This is a genomic window from Sphingobium sp. 22B, assembly GCF_001580035.1.
In the GTDB taxonomy this organism is placed as follows: Bacteria; Pseudomonadota; Alphaproteobacteria; order Sphingomonadales; family Sphingomonadaceae; genus Sphingobium; species Sphingobium fuliginis.
Genome location: NZ_LTAB01000003.1, coordinates 1 through 22102, shown reverse-complemented (window position 1 = coordinate 22102; position 22102 = coordinate 1). Strand labels below are relative to the sequence as shown.

General features: G+C 65.6%; 25 protein-coding genes. 11 read left to right on the top strand and 14 right to left on the bottom strand.

Translation table 11 applies throughout. The features are described from left to right. Positions 1-111: 111 nt before the first annotated feature. Both A0J57_RS04525 and mscL read right to left on the bottom strand, forming a co-directional pair. Positions 112-387, bottom strand: a complete 276-nt coding sequence (locus A0J57_RS04525) for a hypothetical protein (protein ID WP_025547617.1) — start codon at positions 385-387, stop codon at positions 112-114. A gap of 135 nt (positions 388-522) precedes the next feature. Then, on the bottom strand, positions 523-951 hold the full coding sequence (gene mscL, locus A0J57_RS04520; RefSeq protein WP_025547619.1) for a large conductance mechanosensitive channel protein MscL: 429 nt from the start codon (positions 949-951) through the stop codon (positions 523-525). Positions 952-1052: 101 nt separating this feature from the next. Between mscL and A0J57_RS04515 the strand changes: the two genes are divergently transcribed. The 4 genes from A0J57_RS04515 to A0J57_RS04500 are packed head-to-tail and all read left to right on the top strand — an operon-like array spanning position 1053 to position 3694. Further along, positions 1053-1655: a LemA family protein gene (locus A0J57_RS04515; protein WP_025547620.1), complete on the top strand. Its 603-nt coding sequence runs from the start codon at positions 1053-1055 to the stop codon at positions 1653-1655. Positions 1656-1662: 7 nt separating this feature from the next. Beyond that, entirely contained in the window at positions 1663-2478 is an 816-nt protein-coding gene (locus A0J57_RS04510; protein WP_062017037.1) for a YgcG family protein, read from the top strand. Further along, a complete protein-coding gene (locus A0J57_RS04505) occupies positions 2478-3155 on the top strand; it encodes a TPM domain-containing protein (RefSeq protein ID WP_061940496.1) in 678 nt (225 codons plus the stop codon). The genes A0J57_RS04510 and A0J57_RS04505 overlap by 1 nt, the downstream gene beginning before the upstream one ends. Further along, positions 3152-3694 (top strand): NUDIX hydrolase, encoded by a 543-nt coding sequence (locus tag A0J57_RS04500; protein ID WP_044662726.1) that lies wholly within the window; start codon positions 3152-3154, stop codon positions 3692-3694. The genes A0J57_RS04505 and A0J57_RS04500 overlap by 4 nt, the downstream gene beginning before the upstream one ends. 137 nt (positions 3695-3831) lie before the next feature. Here A0J57_RS04500 and A0J57_RS04495 read toward each other — a convergent pair whose 3' ends face one another. The 4 genes from A0J57_RS04495 to sdhC form a co-directional block, all read right to left on the bottom strand. Continuing rightward, complete coding sequence (locus A0J57_RS04495; RefSeq protein ID WP_061940498.1) at positions 3832-4848, bottom strand: 50S ribosomal protein L11 methyltransferase; 1017 nt, start codon at positions 4846-4848, stop codon at positions 3832-3834. 203 nt (positions 4849-5051) lie between these two features. Next, positions 5052-6866, bottom strand: coding sequence for a succinate dehydrogenase flavoprotein subunit (gene sdhA, locus A0J57_RS04490; RefSeq protein WP_025547629.1), 1815 nt, complete (start codon positions 6864-6866; stop codon positions 5052-5054). Then, complete coding sequence (sdhD, locus tag A0J57_RS04485) at positions 6866-7255, bottom strand: succinate dehydrogenase, hydrophobic membrane anchor protein (RefSeq protein WP_061940500.1); 390 nt, start codon at positions 7253-7255, stop codon at positions 6866-6868. Before sdhD ends, sdhA begins: the two co-directional genes overlap by 1 nt. After that, entirely contained in the window at positions 7255-7650 is a 396-nt protein-coding gene (gene sdhC / locus A0J57_RS04480; protein ID WP_044662729.1) for a succinate dehydrogenase, cytochrome b556 subunit, read from the bottom strand. The genes sdhD and sdhC overlap by 1 nt, the downstream gene beginning before the upstream one ends. 283 nt (positions 7651-7933) lie before the next feature. Here sdhC and A0J57_RS04475 point away from each other — a divergent pair, with 283 nt between their 5' ends. Further along, positions 7934-9265: a methyl-accepting chemotaxis protein gene (locus tag A0J57_RS04475; protein WP_025547635.1), complete on the top strand. Its 1332-nt coding sequence runs from the start codon at positions 7934-7936 to the stop codon at positions 9263-9265. A 45-nt stretch (positions 9266-9310) separates the two neighbouring features. Here the strand turns inward: A0J57_RS04475 and A0J57_RS04470 are convergent, their stop codons facing one another. The 5 genes from A0J57_RS04470 to A0J57_RS04450 form a co-directional block, all read right to left on the bottom strand. Continuing rightward, positions 9311-9589 carry a DUF2218 domain-containing protein gene (locus tag A0J57_RS04470; RefSeq protein WP_025547636.1) on the bottom strand — a complete coding sequence of 93 codons (279 nt, stop codon included), beginning with the start codon at positions 9587-9589 and terminating at the stop codon, positions 9311-9313. A gap of 2 nt (positions 9590-9591) precedes the next feature. Further along, the gene (locus A0J57_RS04465) at positions 9592-10212 is read right to left on the bottom strand and encodes a PadR family transcriptional regulator (protein ID WP_025547637.1); all 621 of its coding nucleotides are present in this window, start codon (positions 10210-10212) and stop codon (positions 9592-9594) included. Positions 10213-10487: 275 nt separating this feature from the next. Further along, positions 10488-11042, bottom strand: coding sequence for a nucleotide exchange factor GrpE (gene grpE, locus A0J57_RS04460; protein WP_025547639.1), 555 nt, complete (start codon positions 11040-11042; stop codon positions 10488-10490). Next, complete coding sequence (gene hrcA / locus A0J57_RS04455) at positions 11039-12082, bottom strand: heat-inducible transcriptional repressor HrcA (RefSeq protein ID WP_044662731.1); 1044 nt, start codon at positions 12080-12082, stop codon at positions 11039-11041. Before hrcA ends, grpE begins: the two co-directional genes overlap by 4 nt. 43 nt (positions 12083-12125) lie before the next feature. Beyond that, positions 12126-12641, bottom strand: a complete 516-nt coding sequence (locus A0J57_RS04450) for a DUF6438 domain-containing protein (RefSeq protein ID WP_044662732.1) — start codon at positions 12639-12641, stop codon at positions 12126-12128. 97 nt (positions 12642-12738) lie between these two features. Between A0J57_RS04450 and rph the strand changes: the two genes are divergently transcribed. Together rph and rdgB are read left to right on the top strand one after the other, a co-directional pair. Then, positions 12739-13455 (top strand): ribonuclease PH, encoded by a 717-nt coding sequence (gene rph / locus A0J57_RS04445; protein WP_025550035.1) that lies wholly within the window; start codon positions 12739-12741, stop codon positions 13453-13455. A 48-nt stretch (positions 13456-13503) separates the two neighbouring features. Beyond that, positions 13504-14133, top strand: a complete 630-nt coding sequence (gene rdgB, locus A0J57_RS04440) for an RdgB/HAM1 family non-canonical purine NTP pyrophosphatase (protein WP_025550034.1) — start codon at positions 13504-13506, stop codon at positions 14131-14133. A gap of 189 nt (positions 14134-14322) precedes the next feature. Here the strand turns inward: rdgB and A0J57_RS04435 are convergent, their stop codons facing one another. Next, on the bottom strand, positions 14323-15180 hold the full coding sequence (locus A0J57_RS04435) for an SMP-30/gluconolactonase/LRE family protein (RefSeq protein ID WP_061940502.1): 858 nt from the start codon (positions 15178-15180) through the stop codon (positions 14323-14325). Between the two features lie 13 nt (positions 15181-15193). Then, a complete protein-coding gene (locus A0J57_RS04430; protein ID WP_101756450.1) occupies positions 15194-16291 on the bottom strand; it encodes an aldose epimerase family protein in 1098 nt (365 codons plus the stop codon). 175 nt (positions 16292-16466) lie between these two features. Here A0J57_RS04430 and A0J57_RS04425 point away from each other — a divergent pair, with 175 nt between their 5' ends. Then, positions 16467-17771: a sugar MFS transporter gene (locus tag A0J57_RS04425; protein WP_061940506.1), complete on the top strand. Its 1305-nt coding sequence runs from the start codon at positions 16467-16469 to the stop codon at positions 17769-17771. A gap of 184 nt (positions 17772-17955) precedes the next feature. On the opposite strand, the gene A0J57_RS04420 is transcribed toward A0J57_RS04425, so the two are convergent. Next, complete coding sequence (locus A0J57_RS04420) at positions 17956-18711, bottom strand: FadR/GntR family transcriptional regulator (RefSeq protein ID WP_173664344.1); 756 nt, start codon at positions 18709-18711, stop codon at positions 17956-17958. Between the two features lie 246 nt (positions 18712-18957). On the opposite strand from A0J57_RS04420, the gene araD1 reads away from it, so the two are divergent. The 3 genes from araD1 to A0J57_RS04405 form a co-directional block, all read left to right on the top strand. Continuing rightward, complete coding sequence (gene araD1 / locus A0J57_RS04415) at positions 18958-19950, top strand: AraD1 family protein (RefSeq protein WP_061940508.1); 993 nt, start codon at positions 18958-18960, stop codon at positions 19948-19950. A 4-nt stretch (positions 19951-19954) separates the two neighbouring features. Further along, positions 19955-20881 (top strand): Gfo/Idh/MocA family protein, encoded by a 927-nt coding sequence (locus tag A0J57_RS04410; RefSeq protein ID WP_025550028.1) that lies wholly within the window; start codon positions 19955-19957, stop codon positions 20879-20881. A gap of 28 nt (positions 20882-20909) precedes the next feature. Next, a partial coding sequence (locus A0J57_RS04405) for an alpha-N-arabinofuranosidase (RefSeq protein ID WP_061940510.1) occupies positions 20910-22102 on the top strand: 1193 nt, incomplete at its 3' end.

The following is a 22102-nucleotide window of genomic DNA, read 5'->3' as shown; positions in this document are numbered from 1 at the left end:
CGGCTGTGGTTAAATCCCCGTTAAAGAGGGGTGGCGCGGTAACCATGAAAGGAAAAGGGCGCCGCGACCGGCAGTCGCGGCGCCCCTTTCGGCTCGGTAACAGCCTTGAACTTAATGCGCCTCGGTCTTCTCGACCGAGTCAGCCGCCTTCTCACCGGCTTCGCGGGTGGCGTCCGCCTTGTTCTCCAGCGCGTCCGCGGCGTTTTCAGCGGCGCTTTCGGCATTGCCGCTCAGATTATCGGCCATCGCTTCCATATTGTCGGCCTGGTTGTCGATGGCGTCCGCCTGATTCTCATACGCGTTCTCGACCTTGTTCTCCTGCTTGGAATCGCATGCAGCAAGCGCGATCAGGCTGGCAAGGCCAAGGACTGATACGAAGGTTTTCACGGCGTTTTCTCCTGTTGCGCCCCCATGGGCTGACGTCATTCGGCAAGGGGACCGGATGCCCGGAACCCTGACGCCCATCAACTGGTCGCGCGAAGGATGGTTCCCGCCGCACGCTCCTTTCGTCGCGGAAACGACTTATTTTTTCAGGGAATCGCGAATTTCGCGCAGCAGCAGCACGTCCTCCGGCGTCGCGGCCGGCGCGTCCTCGGGCTTGGGCATCAGCTTGTTCACCGCCTTCACCAGCAGGAAGATGATGAAGGCCAGGATCAGGAAATTGACGAACACGGTCAGGAATTCGCCCCAGCCGAACATGGCGACATTGGCCGCCTTCAGGTCGGCATAGCTGTCCGGGTTCCCCTTGAACCCGGCGGGAATCTCGCCCAGCCGGATGAAATAGCCCGAAAAGTCGGCCCCGCCGAAGATATAGCCGACGACCGGCATGATCAGGTCGTCCGTCAACGACTTGGTGATGGTGGCGAAAGCCCCGCCGATGATCACGCCGACGGCCAGGTCCATGACATTGCCGCGATTGATGAACGTCTTGAATTCGGAAATCAGCCCCATGGCGAACCCCTTGTCCCGATTGCGATATTGACAGCATGAGCCGTTGCGAAGGCTTCGACAACCGCCTATTTCCTCACACGAAACAAGCCTGAGGATGTTCCATGACGATCCTGCGCCAGTTCCGCCTGTTCCTTCTGCCGCTGCTGGGCGCCTTTGCGCTCAGCGCCTGCGGCATCAACAGCGTCCCCGCCGCCGAGGAGGTCGCAAAGGCCAAATGGGCCGATGTGCAGGCGCAATATCAGCGCCGCGCGAACCTTGTCGGCAATCTCGTGGCCACGGTGAAAGCCGCCGGCAAGCAGGAGCAGGACACGCTGGTCAAGGTGACGGAGGCCCGCGCCAGGGCCACCTCCGTCCAGGTCAATGCCGAGGATCTGTCCGATCCCGCCAAGGTGCAGCAGTTCCAGCAGGCGCAGGCGCAACTGAGCCAGGGCCTTGGCCGCCTTCTCGCCTCTGTAGAGGCTTATCCGGAGCTCAAGACCAACCAGAATTTCCTCGACCTGCAATCGCAGCTCGAGGGTACGGAGAACCGCATCGCCGTCGCCATTCGCGACTATAACGAAGCGGTGCGCGCCTATAACACCCGCATCCGCACCTTCCCCGACGCGATCGGCGCCAAGATCATCCATGGCGCGAAGCCCATGACTCCGTTCCAGGCCACCACGCCCGGTGCGGAAGAAGCGCCGAAGGTCGATTTCGGCAACTGAGCCGGTGATGCTACGCCGCCTGCTCCTGATCTTCGCGCTGCTGGTTTTCATGCCCGTGGCGGGAGGGACGGGAATCGCGCCTTCCGCTCAGGCCCAGACCTTTCCCAAGCTGACCGGCCGGGTGGTGGATGACGCCGCCCTGCTCTCCCCTCAGCAGAAGCAGGCGTTGACCGACAAGCTGGCGGCGCTGGAGCAGCAGAGCGGGCGGCAACTGGTGGTGGCGACCCTGCCCGACCTCCAGGGATATGACATATCCGATTATGGCTATCGGCTGGGCCGCGCCTGGGGAATCGGGTCCAAGGACAAGAATGACGGCGCGCTGCTGATCATCGCCCCCAATGAGCGCAAGGTCCGGATCGAGGTCGGCTACGGCCTGGAAGGCATCATGACCGATGCGCTGTCGTCCCAGATCATCCGCAACGCCATCACGCCCCGGTTCAAGGCCGGGGACATGCCCGGCGGGATCGATGCGGGCGTGGACGCCATCGGCAAGCTGCTGACCCTGCCCCCCGAAGAAGCCAAGGCGCTGGCGGCGCAGGCCGAAGCCAGGGCGCGCGACGCAGCGGACGATGGCGGGGCATTCATGGCGATATTCTGGCTCGTGGTCGTCGCGATCATCGTGATCGCCATGCTTTCCGGGCGGGGCAAGGGACGGCGCTATCGGGGCGGATCGGGACCGATCATCCTGTGGGGGCCGGGCGATTCCGGATGGGGCGGCGGCGGTGGATCAGGCTGGGGCGGTGGCGGCTGGGGCAGCGGCGGCGGCGGCTTTTCGGGCGGCGGCGGCAGCTTCGGCGGCGGCGGCGCGTCGGGGGACTGGTGATGCGCCTGATCATGAACGAAGCCGATCACGACCGCGTGACCGCTGCGGTGGCCGAAGCGGAGAAGGCGACGGATGGCGAGATCGTCACCATCGTCGCCCGCCGGTCGGACGCCTATCATGATGCAGGGCTGCACTGGGCCATCGGCGTGGTGTTCCTGGCCTTGTCGGCGGCGGCGGCCTTTCCCCTGCATTTCCGGCGCTTATGCTCCTGGCTGCTGCAAAGCTGGGAGCATGAGGTGGAGGACTGGAAGCTTTTGACGGTCCTGCTCAGCCTGCTCATCCTCAAATTCCTGATCGTCCGCTATGCGCTCGCCTGGATGCCGCTGCGCATGGCGTTGACGCCCAAGGCCACCAAGGCCCGCCGCGTGCGCCGCCGTGCCATCACCCTGTTTCGCGCGGTAGCCCAGGGGCGCACGCGCGGACGGACCGGCGTGCTCATCTACCTCTCGCTGGATGAGCATCGGGCGGAACTCGTCGCGGATGCGGCGATCAACGAAAAGGTCGCTCCGGAAATCTGGGGCGAGGCCATGGCCGCGCTGATCGACGGCGTGCGCGCAGGCCGCGCCGCCGAAGGCATGGCGGAAGCGGTGCGGCAGGTCGGCAGCGTACTGGCCGAATATTTTCCGGCGACCGGCGACAATCCCAATGAATTGCCCGACAGGTTGATCGAATTATGAGCGAACAGGACGGGGCTTCCCCCGAAGAGATCATGTGGGAAGGCCGCTTCATCACCGCCAAGCGCCGGGGCAGGTGGGAATATGTCGGCCGGGCGCGGGGCATCCATGCCGCCGTCATTCTGGCCGTGGACGAGGCGGCGGACGGGCGGCATGTGTTGCTGGTCGATCAATATCGCGTACCGCTGGGCCGCCGGTGCATCGAATTGCCCGCCGGCCTTGTGGGCGACCATGACGAGGGCGAGGAAGCCGTGCTGGCCGCCACTCGCGAACTGGAGGAGGAAACCGGCTACCTGCCCGGCCGGATGGAGGCTTTGGGTGAATTCTACAGTTCGCCCGGCATGGTGTCGGAGAGCTTCACGCTGTTCCGTGCGCATGACCTCATGAAAACCGGCGATGGCGGCGGCGTGGAAGGCGAGGATATCCGCGTGCACCGCGTGCCGCTCGACAGGATTCACGACCGGATCGCGGCATGGCGGACGGAAGGCTTCGCAATCGACGTGAAGCTGCTGTTGCTGCTGGGTGCGGGCATCGTGGGCTGAGGCCTTTTGCAGGGCGAGGCGCTCCAGGCAGCCCCGCCCTGTAAATGCATCATCTCCGCCAACGTGCGGCCACCTCGACCGTCCGCTGTCGAAACGGTCCCAAGTCGATCCGGGCGATGATCACGCTCAGCAAAAGGTCACAGACTGCCGAAACCAGGGGCTTCGCCACGGGCGTTGCCGTCGATGCGGGTCGGCCGTCTCCAGCCGATCCGCGGGCGCTTGCGCAGGCGGAGGGTCGGCCAGTCGCCACGGTCCGTCCGTTCCGCCAGGCGCATTCCCTGGGCGCGATAGGCAGCCAGCACCGCACCGGCCTGTTCATTGAGCAGCCCCGCAAGGACGATGGTGCCGCCTTCCTCCACCAGCGCGCAGAGCGAGGGAGCAAGTTCGATCAGCGGACCGGCCAGGATATTGGCGATCAGCAGGTCATAGGGCGCGCGCGTCGCAATAGCCGGGTGATCCACGCCGGCAGCCGTGTAGAGCGCGAGCTGCCCCTGTCCCTTGCCCGTCGCAATGCCGTTGGCCGCCGCGTTGGCAGCGCTGATCTCCACCGCGACGGGATCGATGTCCGACGCCGTCGCATAAGCGCGCGGCCAAAGGTGGAGCGCCGCGAAGGCAAGCAGGCCTGTGCCCGTTCCGATGTCCGCGACATTGCCGAAGCGCATGCCGACCCGCCGCATGCGGTCGAGCATGATCAGGCAGCCCGCCGTGGTTTCATGCTGGCCCGTGCCGAAGGCGCGGCTCGCCTCGATCAGGAAATTGACGTGACCGGGCGCCACCGGGTCGCTGGCGAGATTGCGGACATGGAAACGCCCCGCAGTGACGGGTTCCAGCCCCTGCTGGCTCAACGTCACCCAATCCTCGTCGGGCAGTTGCTCGACCAGCGGCTTGACGCCGGCGGCGCTGGGGACGAGCGAACGGAGCAGCCGGATCGCGGCGGGGCTCGGCTGGCCTTCGAAATAGGCGTCGAGCCGCCAGCTTTGTTCATTATCGGGCTCCGCCTCGCTGGTCATCAGCACGGGCGGACGATCCATCAGGGCGAAGGCGGCAATGTCGCCATCCAGCGCTTCGGCCTCCGCACGGGTGCATGGGAAGGTGACTTTCCAGCTTTGCGCCTTCTCTTCGGCCAGCGCGGATGGGGTGGCAAGGTCGTTCATGTCGCGGCCTTTAGACCTTTGGCGGATGGAGGGGAAGCAGGCACATCTGCCGGGGATGCAAGCCTTGGGCGATCGAGGACATCAAGCCCCGCCCCTGAAGCAGGGGGAAGCGCTGGTGTCCGCAATTTCCCAGAACGAAGCATATATAAGAAAAGGGCGAGCTTCGCAGCCCGCCCTTCCCTGTTTCCCGCCGTTCGCGCGGCTTAGTACACGCGCGCCTTGGGTTTGATATATTCCGCCTCGTCCGTGAGCGTGTAATCGTGCACCGGACGGTAGTCGAGCGTCACCTTGCCGCCCTTGCCGCCCCAGCCCTCGAACCAGCTTACGGTGTGCTTCATCCATTCGGCGTCGTCGCGGTTCGGGAAGTCCTCATGCGCATGGGCGCCGCGGCTTTCCTTGCGGTTTTCCGCGCTGACCATGGTGCAGACCGCCTGGGACATCAGATTGTCCAGTTCCAGCGTCTCGATCAGGTCGGTGTTCCAGATCAGCGAGCGGTCCGAAACCGCGACGTCCTGCAAGCGGCCATTGACCTCTGCCATCTTCGCGACGCCCTCCGCCAGCAGCGCGCTGTCGCGGAACACGGCGGCGTGCTTCTGCATGGTGTGCTGCATTTCCAGGCGGATCTTCGCCGTGGGGGAACCGCCCTTTGCATTGCGATAATGATCGAGGCGGCCCAGCGCCAGGTCGGCCGCGTCCTTGGGCAGCGGACGATGCGAGCCGTTGGGCTTGATCGTTTCCTTGAGGTGCAAGCCGGTCGCGCGGCCGAAGACGACGAGATCGATCAACGAGTTGGAACCCAGGCGGTTCGCGCCATGGACCGAAACGCAGGCCGCTTCACCCACGGCATAGAGGCCCGGCACCACGACTTCGGGATCGTCACCGACCTTCGTCACCACCTGCCCATGATAATTGCAGGGAATGCCGCCCATATTATAGTGGACGGTCGGCGTCACCGGCAGCGGCTGGCGGGTCAGGTCGACACCGGCGAAGATCTTGCCGCTTTCGGTGATGCCCGGCAAGCGTTCCGCCAGCACCTTGGGATCGATATGATCGAGGTGCAGGTAGATATGGTCCTTGTTCGGACCCACGCCGCGCCCTTCGCGCATTTCCATCGCCATCGAACGCGACACGACGTCGCGCGACGCCAGATCCTTCGCGGAAGGCGCATAGCGCTCCATGAAGCGCTCGCCCTCGGAATTGGTGAGGTAGCCGCCCTCGCCCCGCGCGCCTTCCGTGATGAGCACGCCCGCGCCGTAGATGCCGGTCGGGTGGAACTGCACGAATTCCAGATCCTGCAAAGGCAGGCCCGCGCGCAGCACCATGCCGCCGCCGTCGCCGGTGCAGCTATGCGCCGAAGTGGCGGAGAAGTAAGCGCGGCCGTAACCGCCCGTCGCCAGCACGACCGCCTTGCTGCGGAAGCGATGGATCGAACCGTCTTCCATGCAGATGGCGATGACGCCCCGGCATTCCTTGCCGTTCGGGCCGTCTTCCATGATCAGGTCGATGGCGAAATATTCGATGTAGAAGTCCGCGTCATACTTCAGGCTCTGCTGATAGAGCGCGTGCAGCATGGCGTGGCCGGTACGGTCGGCGGCGGCGCAGGTGCGCTGCACCGGCGGGCCGGCGCCCATATTCTGCATGTGGCCGCCGAACGGACGCTGGTAGATGGTGCCGTTGTCGTTACGGCTGAACGGAACGCCCGCATGCTCCAGCTCGATCACGGCGGCCGGCGCCTCGCGCACCATATATTCGATCGCGTCCTGGTCGCCCAGCCAGTCCGACCCCTTGACGGTGTCGTACATGTGCCAGGTCCAGTGGTCGGGCGAGTTGTTGCCAAGGCTCGCCGCGATGCCGCCCTGCGCCGCCACCGTATGGCTGCGGGTCGGGAACAGCTTGGTGATGCAGGCGGTCTTCAGGCCCGCTTCCGCGCTGCCCATGGTGGCGCGCAGGCCGGAGCCGCCGGCACCCACGACGACCGTGTCATAGGTGTGGTCGATGATCTTATAGGCTTCGCTCATTATTTGACGATCCCCGTGAAGGCGATCTTGGCGATCGCGAAGATGCCCGCGGCCGCGCCGCCAATGGCATAGAAGTTCAGCAGCAGGATGCTGAAGAAGTTGAGGCCCTTGTCGTGGACATAGTCCTCCAGCATGATCTGCATGCCCAGGCGCAGGTGATAGAAGATGCTGACCAGCATCAGCATCAGCGGCACCGCCACCAGAGGCTGCGCGATCCAGTTATGGACGCTCTGATAATCGAGGCCCGGCAGGGCGATCAGGCTGAACAGCAGCCACAGCACCAGCAACAGGTTGCCGACGGCGGTATAGCGCTGCGCCAGCCAGTGATGCGCGCCATGCCTGGCCGATCCAAGACCGCGGACGCGGCCGATTCCGGTTCCGGTTCCCATCAGAATTTCCCCGTGCAGATGGCGGCCCAGAAGGCGATGGTGAGGAGCATCGAGAAGACGAAGGTCAGCAGCGACCAGATCTTGTTGTTCTTGAGCTCATAGCCCGCGCCCAGATCGAGCACGAAGTGGCGAAGACCGGAGCAGAGATGCTGGAAGAAGAACCAGCTAAGGCCGGCCATCACCAGATAGCCGATGGGCGAAGTCGCGCATTTGACGAAGGTTGCATAGGCATCCGGCCCCATGGCGGCGGCCATCAGCCACCAGACCAGTCCCATCGCGCCGACCGTCGCAAGACCGTTGCCGGTCACGCGGTGCATGATGGAGACGGCCATGGCTGGCCCCCATTTCCAGATCGTCAAATGCGGCGAGAGCGGCCGGCTCGTGGTTCGCGCCATATCTTCCCTACGTCCCTGATGTTTGTCCCTCGAGTCCCGTCCCCTTAGGAGCGATACGCCAAGAGGGCAAGCCGCCCTGACCACGCGACGGGGCGATCCCCGCCAGGCCGGCGGAACATTTCCGGGATGAGGAACCATGCAGGCCGGTTTTCGGCGGTCGATGACGGGTAAAGCGCCAAAGGATCGGGATCGGGGCCGAATGTCCGCCGATCCTAAGAAGTGATTAACCAAATGGCGCTATCACCCGACGGGACAATGAGACCAATCTGGGGTTTTGCCGCACATGAATTCCGCCGCCACGCCCAAAAGCACCGTCCTTGCGATGATGAGGGAGGTCGACCCGCATGGCGAGCTGGCGCAGGGGTTGCGCCAGATTCGCGACCTGCTGGGCGAACAGGTGACCCTGGCGGCGCGCACTTTCTACGATGCCTATGTCGAGCAGACGGGGCTGCGGTCGAAGCTCAACCCCTCCACGCTCGCCAAGATCGAGACGGAAGCGCATGAATATGTGCGCCAGAAACTCGGCTATTACGATGCGGGCGAATGGGCGATTTCCTCCATCGCCTGCGTACGCCACGCCCGCAAGCACGGCTCGCCGCTGCGTGCGGTGCTGATGCCGGTGGCTGCGGCCAACGAGAAGCTGATCGACCTTATCTGGCATCGGATGGAGGATGAAACGGGGCGTCGCCGTCTGGTGCATGTCATGATGCAGGTCGGCATGGTCGACGCCGGGCTGATGGCGAACGTCATCGCAGGCGACGAGGCGGAGGCGCAGCGCAACGAGCGCCAACGCTTCGGCACGATGTTCGAACAGCGGATCATGGGAGAGATCGACGGCGCGTCGCAACTGGGCGAATCGCTGCGCGAACAGGCGAAGGACGCATCGGCCGCGACACGCGGCATGCTGGGCAAGGCGTCGGAAGTCGCCGCCGCCGCCGAACAGTCCGCCCTTGCGATGCGCGAAGCCGCCCGCACCTCCGCCGGCCTCATTCGCGCTATCGAGGATGCGCGGACGGAGGTGGAAAGCGCGGCCGACGTCGCCCAGCGGGCGGCCCGCCAGTCGGGCGACGCGGTGGCCATGTCGACCACCCTGTCCGACCATGCGAAATCCATCGAATCGATCCTGGGCCTGATCCGCGACATTGCCGGCCAGACCAACCTGCTTGCGCTCAACGCCACGATCGAGGCGGCCCGCGCGGGCGATGCCGGCCGCGGCTTCGCGGTGGTCGCGCAGGAGGTGAAGAGCCTCGCCAACCAGACCGCCCGCGCCACCGATGAGATCGCGGGCAAGATCGCGGACATCCAGGCATCCACCCGCCAGTCGGTGGAGACCAACGAGCGCATTCGCGACACGGTGGGCGAGGTCCAGGCCAGCGCCGAACGCATCCGCCACGCCATGGATGCCCAGGCGCAGACGGTGACGATGATCACCGCCGCTGTCGACGAAACCGCGCTGGCCGCCGACTCCATGTCGTCGACCATCAGCGCCATCCGCCAGGATACCGAGGTGGTCGCATCCGAAATCGACCAGCTCGAACGCGGCTTCATGAGCGTGGAAGGCAAGCTTTCCAGCCTGCGCGCGGCGTCATCGGACTTCGGACGCCAGGTGGCCTGAGGAAGAGCGGCGGCCGGCGGGGCGGAACTGCCCGCCCCGCCCCCCTTACCGCCAGTCGAAGGTCAGCGGCGCTTCCCTGAAGGCGAAGCGGTCGAGATGGTCCGCCACCACCTGCTTGAAGCGTTCGACATCGGTCCCCTCCCCCGGTTCGATCGTGACGGTCAGGGCGTCAGCCCCGGCCGCCATCCGGATCGGCCCCATGGGAAAGGCGATGCTTCCCTGCCGCGCGTCGAAATCGGTTTCGAACTTGTGCCCCCAATGCTTGCACAGCTGCTGGAGATAGCGGCTGGCGTTGGCGGTCGGCACATGCGCCGTCAAAGCCATGGTCAAAGCCTTTCGATCCTGCTGGCCGCCTCGTCGATCAGCGCGGCGACGTCGAACATGGTCTGCGCATCCGCCCCCTCCTTTTCAAGCCGCGCCCGGACCGCCATGCCCAGATTGTGCATGGCCCGCCGGATCGGCGCGCCGTCGGTGCGCTCCGCCTTGCGCGCCAGCGAGCCCAGCCGGTCCATGACCAGCGCCACGCCTTGTTCATGGTCGGCCAGATAGGCCGTGCCCGCCTCCGTGATCGCGAACAGCTTGCGGCTGCTTTCGCCCGGCTGCTCCGCGATCAGATCCATGTCCGCAAGCAAGGTCAGCGTCGGATAGACGACGCCCGGACTTGGCACATAGACCTCGCCCGACAGGGTTTCGATCTCGCGGATCAGATCATAGCCATGGCGGGGCGCGTCGGAGATGAGCTTGAGCAGGATGAGCCTGAGCGCGTCATTGCCGAACAGGCGGCGACGGCCGCCACCCCGCCCGCCGCCAAAATGCCCGCCCCGGCCGCCGCCGAACGGACCATCCCCGAAGCGACCGCCAAAGCCGCCGGGTTCGCGGCCGTCCGGTCCGAACATGCGGTCATGGCCAAAACCATGGTGCCCGCGAGCGCGATGATGAAAATGCATGGATGATTCTCTCAACTGTTTCTTGATAGTTTGAGATATATCTTAAAAAGGCCGAACGTCAAGAGTTGCGATATATCTTTATCGCGGATCAGGGCTATGGCGGGAACTCCCCCAAAAATCAGGGCCAGGCTTCGCCCCACCAGTGCCTGAATCCGGCTCAAGCTTGACCCGGCCATCCCGGCGCGGTTCCGCCGGCGGAGCGCGCGGGCCCGTGAACGAAAAAGGCCCGCCGGACGGTGGTCCGGCGAGCCCTTGCATGCTTCAGGTGCAACCGATCAGTCCGGTTTCTTCGCCACGCTGACCAGCGCCGGGCGCAGCAACCGGTCCTTGATCGTATAGCCTGCCTGCATCTCCACCAGCACCGTACCCGGCTCGGCATCGGCGGAGGGCACTTCCATCATCGCCTGATGCTTGTTGGGGTCAAGCGGCTGGCCGACCGACACCAGCTTCTCAATGCCGTTGCGGCCGAACACCGCCTCCAGTTCCCGCCCGGTGGCTTCAAGCCCGGCGACCAGGCCCTTGAACTTCTCATCCTCGCGCAGGTCGGCGGGGATCGCCTGAAGCGCGCGGCCCAGATTGTCCGCCACCGACAGCATGTCGCGGGCAAAGGCCGTCGCGGCATAGGCGCGTGCGTCGGCCAGTTCCTTTTCCAGCCGCCGCCGCACATTCTGCGCTTCGGCATGGGCGTAGAGCACCTCCTGCTTCGCGGTCGCCAGCTCGTTTTCAAGGCTCGCGATCCGTTCCGCCGCCGCGTCGCCGGCGGGCGACGCATCCTCGGGCAGTTCGTCCACGACTTCGGTATTTTCGATATTCTGCTTGTCTTCGCTCATCTCATCAATCTCGACAGCGTCTGTGCGGTGAAGTCCACCATGGGGATCACCCGCGCATAGTTCAAGCGCGTGGGGCCGATTACCCCGACCACGCCCACCACCCGGCCGTCACCGCTGCGGTAAGGCGCGGCTATGACCGAAGAACCCGACAGGGAAAAGAGCTTGTTTTCCGAACCGATGAAGATTTTGGTCGCGCTGCCCGCCAGCGCACTTTCCAGCAGCCGGGAAATCTCCTGCTTGCCTTCAAGCTGTTCCAGCAATTGCCTCACCCGCTCCAGATCGGCGGCGGTGCCGTCATCCAGCAGATGCGCCTGACCGCGCACGATCAGCACCGGGCGGTCGTCGGCATCCTGCGACCACAGGGCGATACCCCTCGCCACCAGTTCCCCCGCCGCGCCCTGAAGCGCGTTCCGGTCCCCCTCTACCTCGCGCCGGAGGGCCTCGCGCGCCTGCGCCAGCGTCATGCCGCCGAAGCGCGCCGACATGAAGTTGGCAGCCTCGTTCAGCATCATCGGCGTCACGCCCACCGGAAGGTCCACGACGCGATTCTCGATGGAACCGTCCTGCCCCACCAGCACAGCCAGCGCCTGCCGTTCATTCAGGGGCACGAAGCCGAACTGCCGCAGCACCGGCTCCCGCTTGGGCACCATCACGATGCCGGCGCAGGCCGAGAGGCCGGACAGCGCAGCGGTCGCGGCCGACAGCGCCTCCTCTATCGGGCCGCCTTCGCTGATCCCGGCCTCGATCGCGCGCCGTTCCTCGACCGAAGGTTCCGCGGCCTGCATCATGCCGTCGACGAACAGCCTGAGGCCGGTTTCCGTCGGCATCCGTCCAGCGGAGGTGTGCGGCGCGGCAAGCAGGCCCAGTTCCTCCAGATCCTGCATCACATTGCGGATGGAGGCGGGCGACAGGCTGAGCGACGCCATCTTGCTGATCGTGCGCGAGCCAACGGGCAGCCCGGTGCCGAGATAGCTCTCGACCACCAGACGGAAAACGTCACGCGCACGTTCGTTAAGTTCGGTGATCGGGGTGACCGCCATGGCCTTTATCTAGGCAAGCATCGGTCCCGGCTCAAGCCCGTCGTCACCGGCCCTTCGCCGTCGTCGGCTTCACCATGGCGGCGACGTCGAGCATGCTGGGGATCGACGCGATGGTGGCGCGCAGCTTGCCATAGCCCGCATCCATGCAGCCCGACTGGAACTCCAGCCGGGTGGGCGGCGCTTCGCCCCGGGTCCATTCTATCACATAGCCGGGCATGTCCGTGGCGAAGCGGACGCAATTTTCCCCCTGGCCGATTCGCCTGACCGTGCCCTGCGCGGGCCGAAACTGCGCCAGCGCGGCGCGGAAGCGGCGATATTGCGCCGGCGTCACCGTGAAACGGGTCGGGCCGGGAATGGCGGTGAAACGCTGCGGCTCGATCAGCCCGGACCCGTCCGGCGTCACGCGCAGGCTGTAGCTGGGGCAGGCGCCGAAACAGGGACCGGCGGAAAATCTGATGGTATCGCCGGCCAGGGTCGGCTTTTCCAGCTCCGCCTGTTCCATGGCACAGCCGCCCAGCAGGACAGTGGCCGCCAAAATCGATAGTGCTTTCGTCACCATAGGCCGCTCTCTAGCATCTTTCGGGTTCATCGCCACTGGCATGATGGGCCGCCCGACGCTAAGCCCGCTCGACACAACGCTTCGGAGTAGAATATTTATGCGTCCTTCCGGCCGTGCGCCCGACCAGATGCGCGACATCACCATGGAACCCGGCTTCACCATCCATGCCGAGGGGAGCTGCCTGGTCAGCTTCGGTGACACGCGGGTCCTCTGCACCGCCTCGATCGAGGAGAAGGTGCCCCCCTTCCTGCGCGGCAAGGGGTCGGGCTGGGTCACGGCGGAATATGGCATGCTGCCCCGCGCCACCCACACCCGCGGCAGCCGCGAGGCCGCCAAGGGCAAGCAGTCGGGCCGCACCCAGGAAATCCAGCGCCTCATCGGCCGGTCGCTGCGCGCCGTGGTCGACCTCCAGAAACTGGGCGAGCGGCAGATCGTCGTCGACTGCGACGTGATCCAGGCCGATGGCGGCACCCGCACCGCCGCCATTTCGGGAAGCTGGGTGGCGCTGCGCATCGCCATCGACAAGCTGCTGGCATCGGGCGCCCTCACCGAAGACCCCATCGTGCAGAAGGTCGCGGCGATAAGCTGCGGTATCTATAACGGCACCCCGGTGCTGGATCTGGACTATGCCGAGGACAGCAATGCGGAGGCGGACGCCAACCTGATCCTGACGGGCGACGGCAAGTTCGCGGAGGTGCAGGCGACCGCCGAGGGCGCGACCTATGACGAGGAGGAACTGCTGCGCCTGCTGCGCCTTGCCCGCATAGGCTGCGCGCGGATTTTCGCGGCACAGGACAAGGCGACCGGGAGATAATTCTTCCTTCCGTTCGTTTTCGGGGCGCGTGGGATATGGGATGACGGAATGAGCGATGAATTCGGGCAGGAACAGGCGATCCGCAAGCTGGGTCCGGGACGACTGGTGATCGCCAGCCATAATCCCGGCAAGGTGCGGGAAATCGGCGAATTGCTGGCGCCCTATGGCATAGAGACGGTGTCCGCAGCGGCGTTGGACCTGCCCGAGCCGGAGGAGACCGGCACGACCTTCATCGCCAATGCGGAACTGAAGGCGATGCAGGCGGCGGATCTTTCCGGCCTGCCCGCGCTGGCCGACGACAGCGGCCTGTGCGTGGAGGCGCTGAACGGCGATCCGGGCATCTTCTCCGCCCGCTGGGCCGGCCCGACCAAGGATTTCGGCCTCGCCATGCAGCTCGTCTGGGACAATATCCAGGCGAAGGGGCCGGAAGCGGGTCATGACGCGCATTTCGTCTGCGCCCTGGCGCTGGCCTGGCCCGACGGCCATGTGGAGGCGTTCGAAGGCCGCGTCGACGGCACGATCACCTGGCCGCCCCGTGGCGACAGGGGCTTCGGCTATGATCCGATCTTCCAGCCGCATGGTCATGGCATCAGCTTCGGCGAGATGGACCCGGAGAAGAAGCATGGCATGAGCCACCGCGCCGATGCGTTCGCGCAATTGGTGGCGGCGGTTTTTTAAGGAGCGCCTTCCGCCCGCTTCGGCGGCCATGCTGCCGCGAAGGCTGCTGGACGAGACGGGCGGCTGTTGAAAGCCCGGGGCTGGGCCCTGTGGATGATCTCATCGCCTTGACCGGGCTCCCGCCATCGCAGGAGCACGGCATGCATGAAGCCGGCGATCGGCCAGTAGCGGCCGATCCCGGCTTGTCCCTCATCCCGCGTAGAGGTTCGTCGGCAACCCCCGGACGCCGGGAAAGACTTCGAAAAACGCACCGTCATAGTCGCTTTCCGGCAGACCGGTCGCCGCCGAACTGACGAACATCCGGTCCAGCTTGTCCCCGGCGAAGCAGATGTTCGTCACCTGCCTGGCGGGCAGCGCGATCGAGCGGTCGAGCTTGCCCCCGGGCGTGAAGCGGCTGATCCGCCCGCCGCCCCAATGGGCTACCCACAGATGCCCGTCCGCATCGACGGTCATGCCGTCGGGATAGCCATCCTCCTCGGCAAGGCGGATGAAGGGCCGGCGATCCGCCAGGCCGCCTTCGGCCGTGCGGGCGAAGCGATATATCTGCCGCCTGGCCGTATCGCTGTGATAAAGCCAGTGCCCGCAGGCGGAAAAGGCCGGGCCGTTGGGCACGCGATAGCCCCCGTCCATCACCGCCCAGCGTCCATCGGGATCGAGCCGGTAGAGCGCGCCCACATCCTGCTCCTCCGCCATGTCCATCGTGCCGCACCAGATGGCGCCGCTCGCATCGGCCTTGCCATCGTTCATGCGGCTGCCGGGCAGATGCGGTTCGGGATCGCCTATCGGCTCGATGACCAGCGGATCGAGCGAGATCCGGGCGAAGCCGCTCTGGAAGCCGCCGATGAAGCCCCCGCCCGCCCGCTCGGCCACCCAGCCGATCGGCTCGGGCATGGCCCAGCGCTGGATGGCGCCGTCGTCCAGCGACAGGCGGTTGAGCGCGGGCGCGAGTATGTCGGTCCAATAGACCGCATTCTCACGGGCGGACCATAGCGTCCCCTCCCCCAGCGCATCGCTTATGTCGCGGTCGACCTTGCGCCATTCACCCATGCCGGATGTTCCTTCAGCGCTTGACGGACAGGCGGTAGATCATCTGGTGATGATAGGGCTTGCCGGGGTCCACCCGCGCCGACAGGAATTTCGGCTGGTTGGGCGAGTCGGGGAATTTCTGCGGCTCCAGCGCGATGCCGTCGCCCATGCGGTAGAGATGGCCCTGCTTGCCGATCAGCGTCCCGTCCAGGAAATTGCCGGTGTAGAATTGCACGCCGGGCTCCGTCGTCAGCACGTCGAGCACGCGGCCCGACGCCGGGTCCTCCAGGCGCGCGGCCAGTTCGGGGGCCTTGGTCGCACCCTTGTCCAGCGCGAAATTATGGTCGTAGCCGCGCCCGGCGACGATCTGCGCGTCGCGGCCGTCGCGAATGCCATCCGCCACGCGGCGCGGCATGCGGAAATCGAACACCGTGCCTTCCACCGGCTTGAGTTCGCCGGTCGGGATCAGATTGGCGTCCACGGGCGTGAAGGCCCTGGCCGGAATGGTCAGCAGATGCCCCAGTGCGCTGTCGGCCGCTCCCTCGCCCGCCAGGTTGAAGATCGCATGGTTGGTCATGTTGACGATGGTCGGCCTGCTGGTCTTCGCGTCGAAGGCAATGCCCAGATTGCCCGCCTCGTCCAGCGTATAGGTGACGGTGGTGTCGAGCTTGCCGGGATAACCGGCGTCGCCGTCCGGGCTGGTGAGGGACAGGACCAGCGTGGCGGTCGGCCCGCTCTTCAGCGAAACGACGTTCCACGCCTGCTTGTCGAAGCCCTTGCCCCCGCCATGCAGCGAATTGACCTTGTCATTGAGCGGCAATTGATAGCTCTTGCCGTCCAGCGTGAATTTGCCGCCCGCGATCCTGTTTGCGTAGCGGCCCACGGTCACGCCGAAATAATTGGGACGGTCGACATAGCCGGCAAGATCGTCATAGCCGAGCAGCACGTCCGCGATCTTGCCGTTGCGGTCCGGCCCCTCCAGCTTCTGTAAGGTCGCGCCATAGGTCAGGATGGTGGCCGACACGCCCCGTGCGTTCTTTAGCGTGATCGCCTCGATCGCCGTGCCGTCGGCCAGCGTGCCGGCGGTGGCGCGACTGGCCTCCGTCGCCAGTGCCGCCGTGCTTGTCATCATCAGGACGGCACCGTATGACAACGTTGCCAAAACCGTTCTGTTCATAAAGGCCTTTCGCATGCAGTTCCTCCCGGACGCCATTGACGCGTCGTTGGAGGGGATATACTCCTACAAAATAATCGGGCGCAACCCTGTTCCGGCGGCGCTCCTTTTCGACTCTTCCGGAGAAGGATGAATGGCAGGACCCATTTCCTCAACCGCGGCGCCCGCCGCGGCCCATAATCCGGGCACGCGCTACGGCCCTGCCCTGACGTTGCTGGCCAGCCTCTTTTTCATGTGGGGCTTCATCACCGTCATCAACAATACGCTGCTGCCGCATCTGCGCAGCGTGTTCGAGCTGAGCTACACCCAGACGACGCTGATCGAATCGGTGTGGTTCATCGCCTATTTCGTCGCTTCCATCCCCTCGGCCAAGCTGATCGAACGCATCGGCTACCAGAAGTCGCTGGTGACGGGGCTGCTGATCATGGCGGCGGGCGCGCTGGGCATGATGCTGGCGGCGTCCATCCCCTCCTATGGCGTGACGCTGCTCATGCTGTTCGTGATCGCCAGCGGCATCACCCTGCTCCAGGTCGCGGCCAATCCCTATGTCGCGGTGGTCGGCAAGCCGGAAACCGCCTCCTCGCGCCTGAACCTGGTGCAGGCGATGAACTCGGCGGGCACGATGCTGGCGCCGATGTTCGGGGCCTATCTGATCCTCGGCCGGTCGAAGGGCGGCACAGCCCAGGGCGATGTCGTGCTGACGCAGGCGGAACGGCTGGCCGATGCCCAGTCGGTGGTCCTGCCCTATGGCCTGGTGGCCGTGGTGCTGGTGGTGCTGGCCGTCGTGATCGCGCGCTTCCCGCTGCCCGCCATGGGCGCGTCGGCCACCCGCCTCGCCAAGGAGGAGCGGAAGAAGCATTCGCTGTGGGCGCATCGCAACCTGGTGTTCGGCGTTCCGGCGATCTTCATCTACCTGATTGCGGAAATCGGCGTCGCCAACCTGTTCGTGAACTTCGTCAGCCAGCCCCATATCGCCAACCTCACCCATGAACAGGCGGGCCGTTACCTGACCTTCCTCTGGGGCGGCATGATGGTCGGCCGGTTCGCCGGCTCCGCGATCATGCAGCGGTTCGACGCGGGCAAGGTGCTGGCCGCCTTCTCCATCGGCGCGTTCATCGTGATGATGGTCACCGTCTTCGCCCGTGGGGAGGTGGCGATGTGGTCGCTGATCCTGGTGGGCCTGTTCCACTCGATCATGTTCCCGACCATCTTCACCCTCGGCATCAAGGGGCTGGGGCCGCTGACCGAAGAAGGATCGGGCCTGCTGATCATGGCGATCGCGGGTGGCGCGCTGGTGGTGGTGCAGGGCTATCTGGCCGACCGTTTCGGTTTGCAGACCAGCTTCCTGCTGACCGCGGTCTGCGAACTTTACATCCTGTTCTATGCGCTATGGGGATCAAAGCCGACCCATGCGCTGCCCGATCAGCAGATCGGGTGACGGAGCCGAGGGTCGCAAGCCTCGAAACCGGAAAAGGCCGGAGCGGGACGTCCCGTTCCGGCCTTTTTTTCATCCTCGCCATCGGGATTGGAAGGGAAGCCGGCCAAAGGCTGGCGCAAGGGAAAATGGCACGACCTGCGCGTGCTTCCCGTCCACCACCGCTTCACGCAGGTGAGGATGCGAATCACCGCGTCATCGCGCTCGCCGTATCCTCCAGCGCCAGATCGACCAGCACGCCCATCGCCTCCGCCGCCGCGGCCGCATCGCCTGCCGCAATGGCGTCGAACACCCGCACATGGTCCGGAATCGGGTTGCGCGGCAAGGCCCGCGCCCGCTGCTTGAACTGGGTGGTCCAGTTGACCGCCGCGCCGATGCTGGCAGACAGCGTCTGCAGCGCATCGTTGCGCGTCGAATTCAGGATCGCATTATGGAAATCGCGATCCGCCGCGCGCCCGGCCTCTGTCGCCAGCGTGTGGCGGCGCATCGCGGCCAGCGCGTCCTTCATCAGCTTGATGTCCTCCCTGGTCCGCCGCTGCGCCGCCAGCCGCGCCGCCGCGGGCTCGACGATGGCGCGCAGTTCGAACAGGTCGCGCACGAACTGAACGTCGGGCTCCCCGGCGAAGGCCCAGGCCAGCACCTCGGGATCGAGCAGGTTCCAGCGGTTGCGCGGCAGCACGCGCGTCCCCGCCTTGGGCCGGCTTTCCACCAGCCCCTTGGCGGTCAGCACCTGTATCGCCTCGCGATAGGCGCTGCGCGACACTTCCAGTTCCTCGGCAAAGGCGACTTCGCCGGACAGGACGTCGCCCGGCGCATATTGGCCGGACAAGATCGCCGTTCCCAGCTTGTGCGCGATGGCGCCATGCAGACGCCTTCCGGGACCCCGCGCCTCTTTCGATGCGCCCTCTTCAGCCCCCTTCAAGAGCCGCTTTTCTTCAGCCATTCATGCTCCTCCGGCTCCTTCCTTAGCAGTCGATCAGCCAAGGCGAAACACAATCATTGCCTTCTACGACTAGCTGTAATATGTCGGAGTAATAAGGAGATTCACATGGCGGATAAAGCCCCGACTTTCGAACTTCAGGGCAGCTAGGCCGCCACGCGCCAGTCTCGCGCCGATGAAATGACTGACAATTCGACCTTTAGATGACGTTTGCGAGCGCCGGGAAAGGCGCGCGGGAGGAGATCGTTCATGAATTTGCGCCTGTTGCAACACCGTTCGGGCAATGGGGGGCGTTCGGTTATCGCCGCGCAGGACAGCGAGGCGCATTTCCTCCTCGGGGTGGAAAGCATCCGCGCGCTGGCGCTGGACGCCATCGCCAAGGGGCTTTCGCTGGCGCAGATCGTCGCCGCGGCGCCGAAGGGCGATGCCGTCGACATCGCCGCCGAGTTCGAGGCCGGCCGCCTGATCGCGCCGATCGACCATGAGGACGCGGCCCATGTGCAACTGACCGGCACGGGCCTCACCCATCTCGGTTCCGCCGAAGGCCGCGACAAGATGCACCGCGAAGCCGCCGCCGCCGAAAAGCAGACGGACAGCATGCGCATGTTCCTGGAAGGGCTGGAAGGCGGGAAGCCCGACCCGGGCGCGGTCGGGCAGCAGCCTGAATGGTTCTACAAGGGCGACGGGTCCCAACTGGTGGGGCCGACCGATCCGCTGACCATGCCCGCCTTCGCACGGGATGGCGGCGAGGAGCCGGAGATCGCCGGCATCTACATCATCGGCCCCGACGGCCGGCCCTATCGCCTCGGCCTCGCGCTCGCCAACGAGTTCAGCGACCATGTGACCGAGCGGCACAATTATCTCTGGCTCGCCCATAGCAAGCTGCGTCAGGCGTCGCTCGGCCCGGAACTGCTGGTCGGCCCCGCGCCGGAACATATCGAAGGCAGCAGCCGCATCCTGCGGAACGGCGAGGTGCTGTGGGAAAAGCCCTTCCTCTCGGGCGAAGGCAATATGTCGCACAGTCTGACCAATCTCGAACATCATCATTTCAAATATGACCTGTTCCGTCGCCCCGGCGACGTGCATGTCCACTTTTTCGGCACGGCCACGCTTTCCTTCGCCGACGGCGTGCAGACGCAGGAAGGCGATGTGTTCGAGATCATCGCCGCGCCCTTCACCCTGCCCGTGCGCAACCCGCTGAAGCGCGCGGCGCCGGTCGAGGTGACGGTGAAGGTCCTCTAGGCCCATGGACCCCATTCGCATCGCCATCGTCGGCATCGGCAAGATCGCGCGGGACCAGCATGTCCCCGCGATCCGCGGCAATGGCGCCTTCAGCCTGGCCGCGACGGTCAGCCCGCAGGATGCGGGACTTGAGGGCGTGCCGCATCATGCCAGCCTCGACGCCCTGCTGGCGGAGGGGCCGGCGGTCGATGCGATCGCCCTCTGCACCCCGCCGCAGGTCCGCCATGCGCTGGCGTCGCAGGCGATCGGCAGGGGCATCCATCTGTTCCTTGAGAAGCCGCCCGGCGCGACATTGGCCGAAGTCGCCGCACTCGAAGCGGAGGCGGACAAGGCCGGCGTCAGCCTGTTCGCGGCCTGGCATTCGCGCTTTGCCGCCGGGGTGGCTCCGGCGCGGGCATGGCTGGCCGAGCGGCGGATCGACAAGGTGTCCATCGTCTGGCGCGAAGATGTGCGCGTCTGGCATCCGGGTCAGGCGTGGATCTGGGAACCGGGCGGGCTTGGCGTGTTCGATCCGGGGATCAACGCGCTCTCCATCGTCACCCATATCCTGCCGCGCCCCTTCTTCCTGAAGGACGCCACACTGGTGCTGCCGGAAAACCGCGCCGCGCCGATTGCCGCCGACATCGCCTTTCGGGACACCGGCGGCGCGGCGATCCACATGGACCTCGACTGGCGCCAGACCGGCCCGCAAAGCTGGGACATCATGGTCGAAACCGACGCGGGCATGCTGAAGCTCAGCCAGGGCGGCGCCGTGCTGCACCTGCCCGGCGGTACGGAGCATGGCGAGGACATCGAATATGCGGGCCTCTACCGCCGCTTCGCCGCGCTGATCCGGGGCGGACGCAGCGATGTGGACACCGCGCCCTTGCGGCTGGTTGCCGACGCCTTCCTGCGCGGCAAGCGTCAGACCACCGCAGCATTTCACGACTGAACACATGCCTGGACATAGGGAGAGAGGAATGATCAAGGCCCTGCGCCGCACCACTGCCGCGCTTCTGCTCTGCGCCACAGCGCTCGCCGGCGCGCATGCGCAGACCGGCGGCAGGCCGACCATGGCGACCATCCATGCTGACAAGCCCGGCGCGATCTATGACAAGGCGATCTTCACCCAGTTCGCGGAGCATCTGGGCAATGGCATCTATGGCGGCCTGTGGGTCGGCAATGACAGGTCCATCCCCAACACCAACGGCTTCCGCAACGATGTGGTGGCCGCGCTGCGCAACCTGTCGGTGCCGATCATCCGCTGGCCCGGCGGCTGCTTTGCCGACGAATATCATTGGCGGGAGGGGATCGGGCCGAAGAAGGACCGCCCGGTCAAGGTCAATACCCATTGGGGCGGCGTGACCGAGCCCAATTCGGTCGGCACGCATGAATTTTTCGAACTGCTGCGGCAGGTCGGCGCACAGGCCTATATCGCCGGCAATGTCGGCAATGGCAGCCCGCAGGAAATGGCCGAGTGGGTGGAATATATGACCGCACCCGCCGGCAGCCTGGCCGATCTGCGCGCGAAGAACGGGCATAAGGAGCCATGGTCGGTCCCCTATTTCGGCGTGGGCAACGAACTGTGGGGCTGCGGCGGCAATATGCGGCCGGAATTCGCGGCGGACGAGACGCGCCGCTACGCCACCTTCATCAAGGCGCCGGCGGGCACCCGGATCCTGAAGGTCGCGGCCGGGGCCAATGTCGACGATTACAACTGGACCGAGACGATGATGCGGGTGGCGGCCGATCGTCTGGACGGCCTTTCGCTGCATTATTATGTCCACCCGGCGGGCGGCTGGCCGCCCCGCGCTCCCGCCGTCGACTTCGACGAGACCGGCTGGGCCGACGCGCTGGCCGGCGCGATGCGCATGGACGAGCTGATCACGAAGCACAGCGCGATCATGGACAAATATGATCCGCAGAAGCGGATATTCCTGGCGGTAGACGAATGGGGCGCCTGGTACGCGCAGGACCCCGGCACGCATCCCGGTTTCCTGCGGCAACAGAATACGCTGCGCGATGCGCTGATCGCGTCGATCCATCTCGACATCTTCGCCAAACATGCCGACCGCGTGCGCATGAGCGCCATCGCGCAGATGGTGAATGTGTTGCAGGCGATGATCCTGACCGAAGGCAGGAAGATGGTGCTCACCCCCACCTATCATGTCTT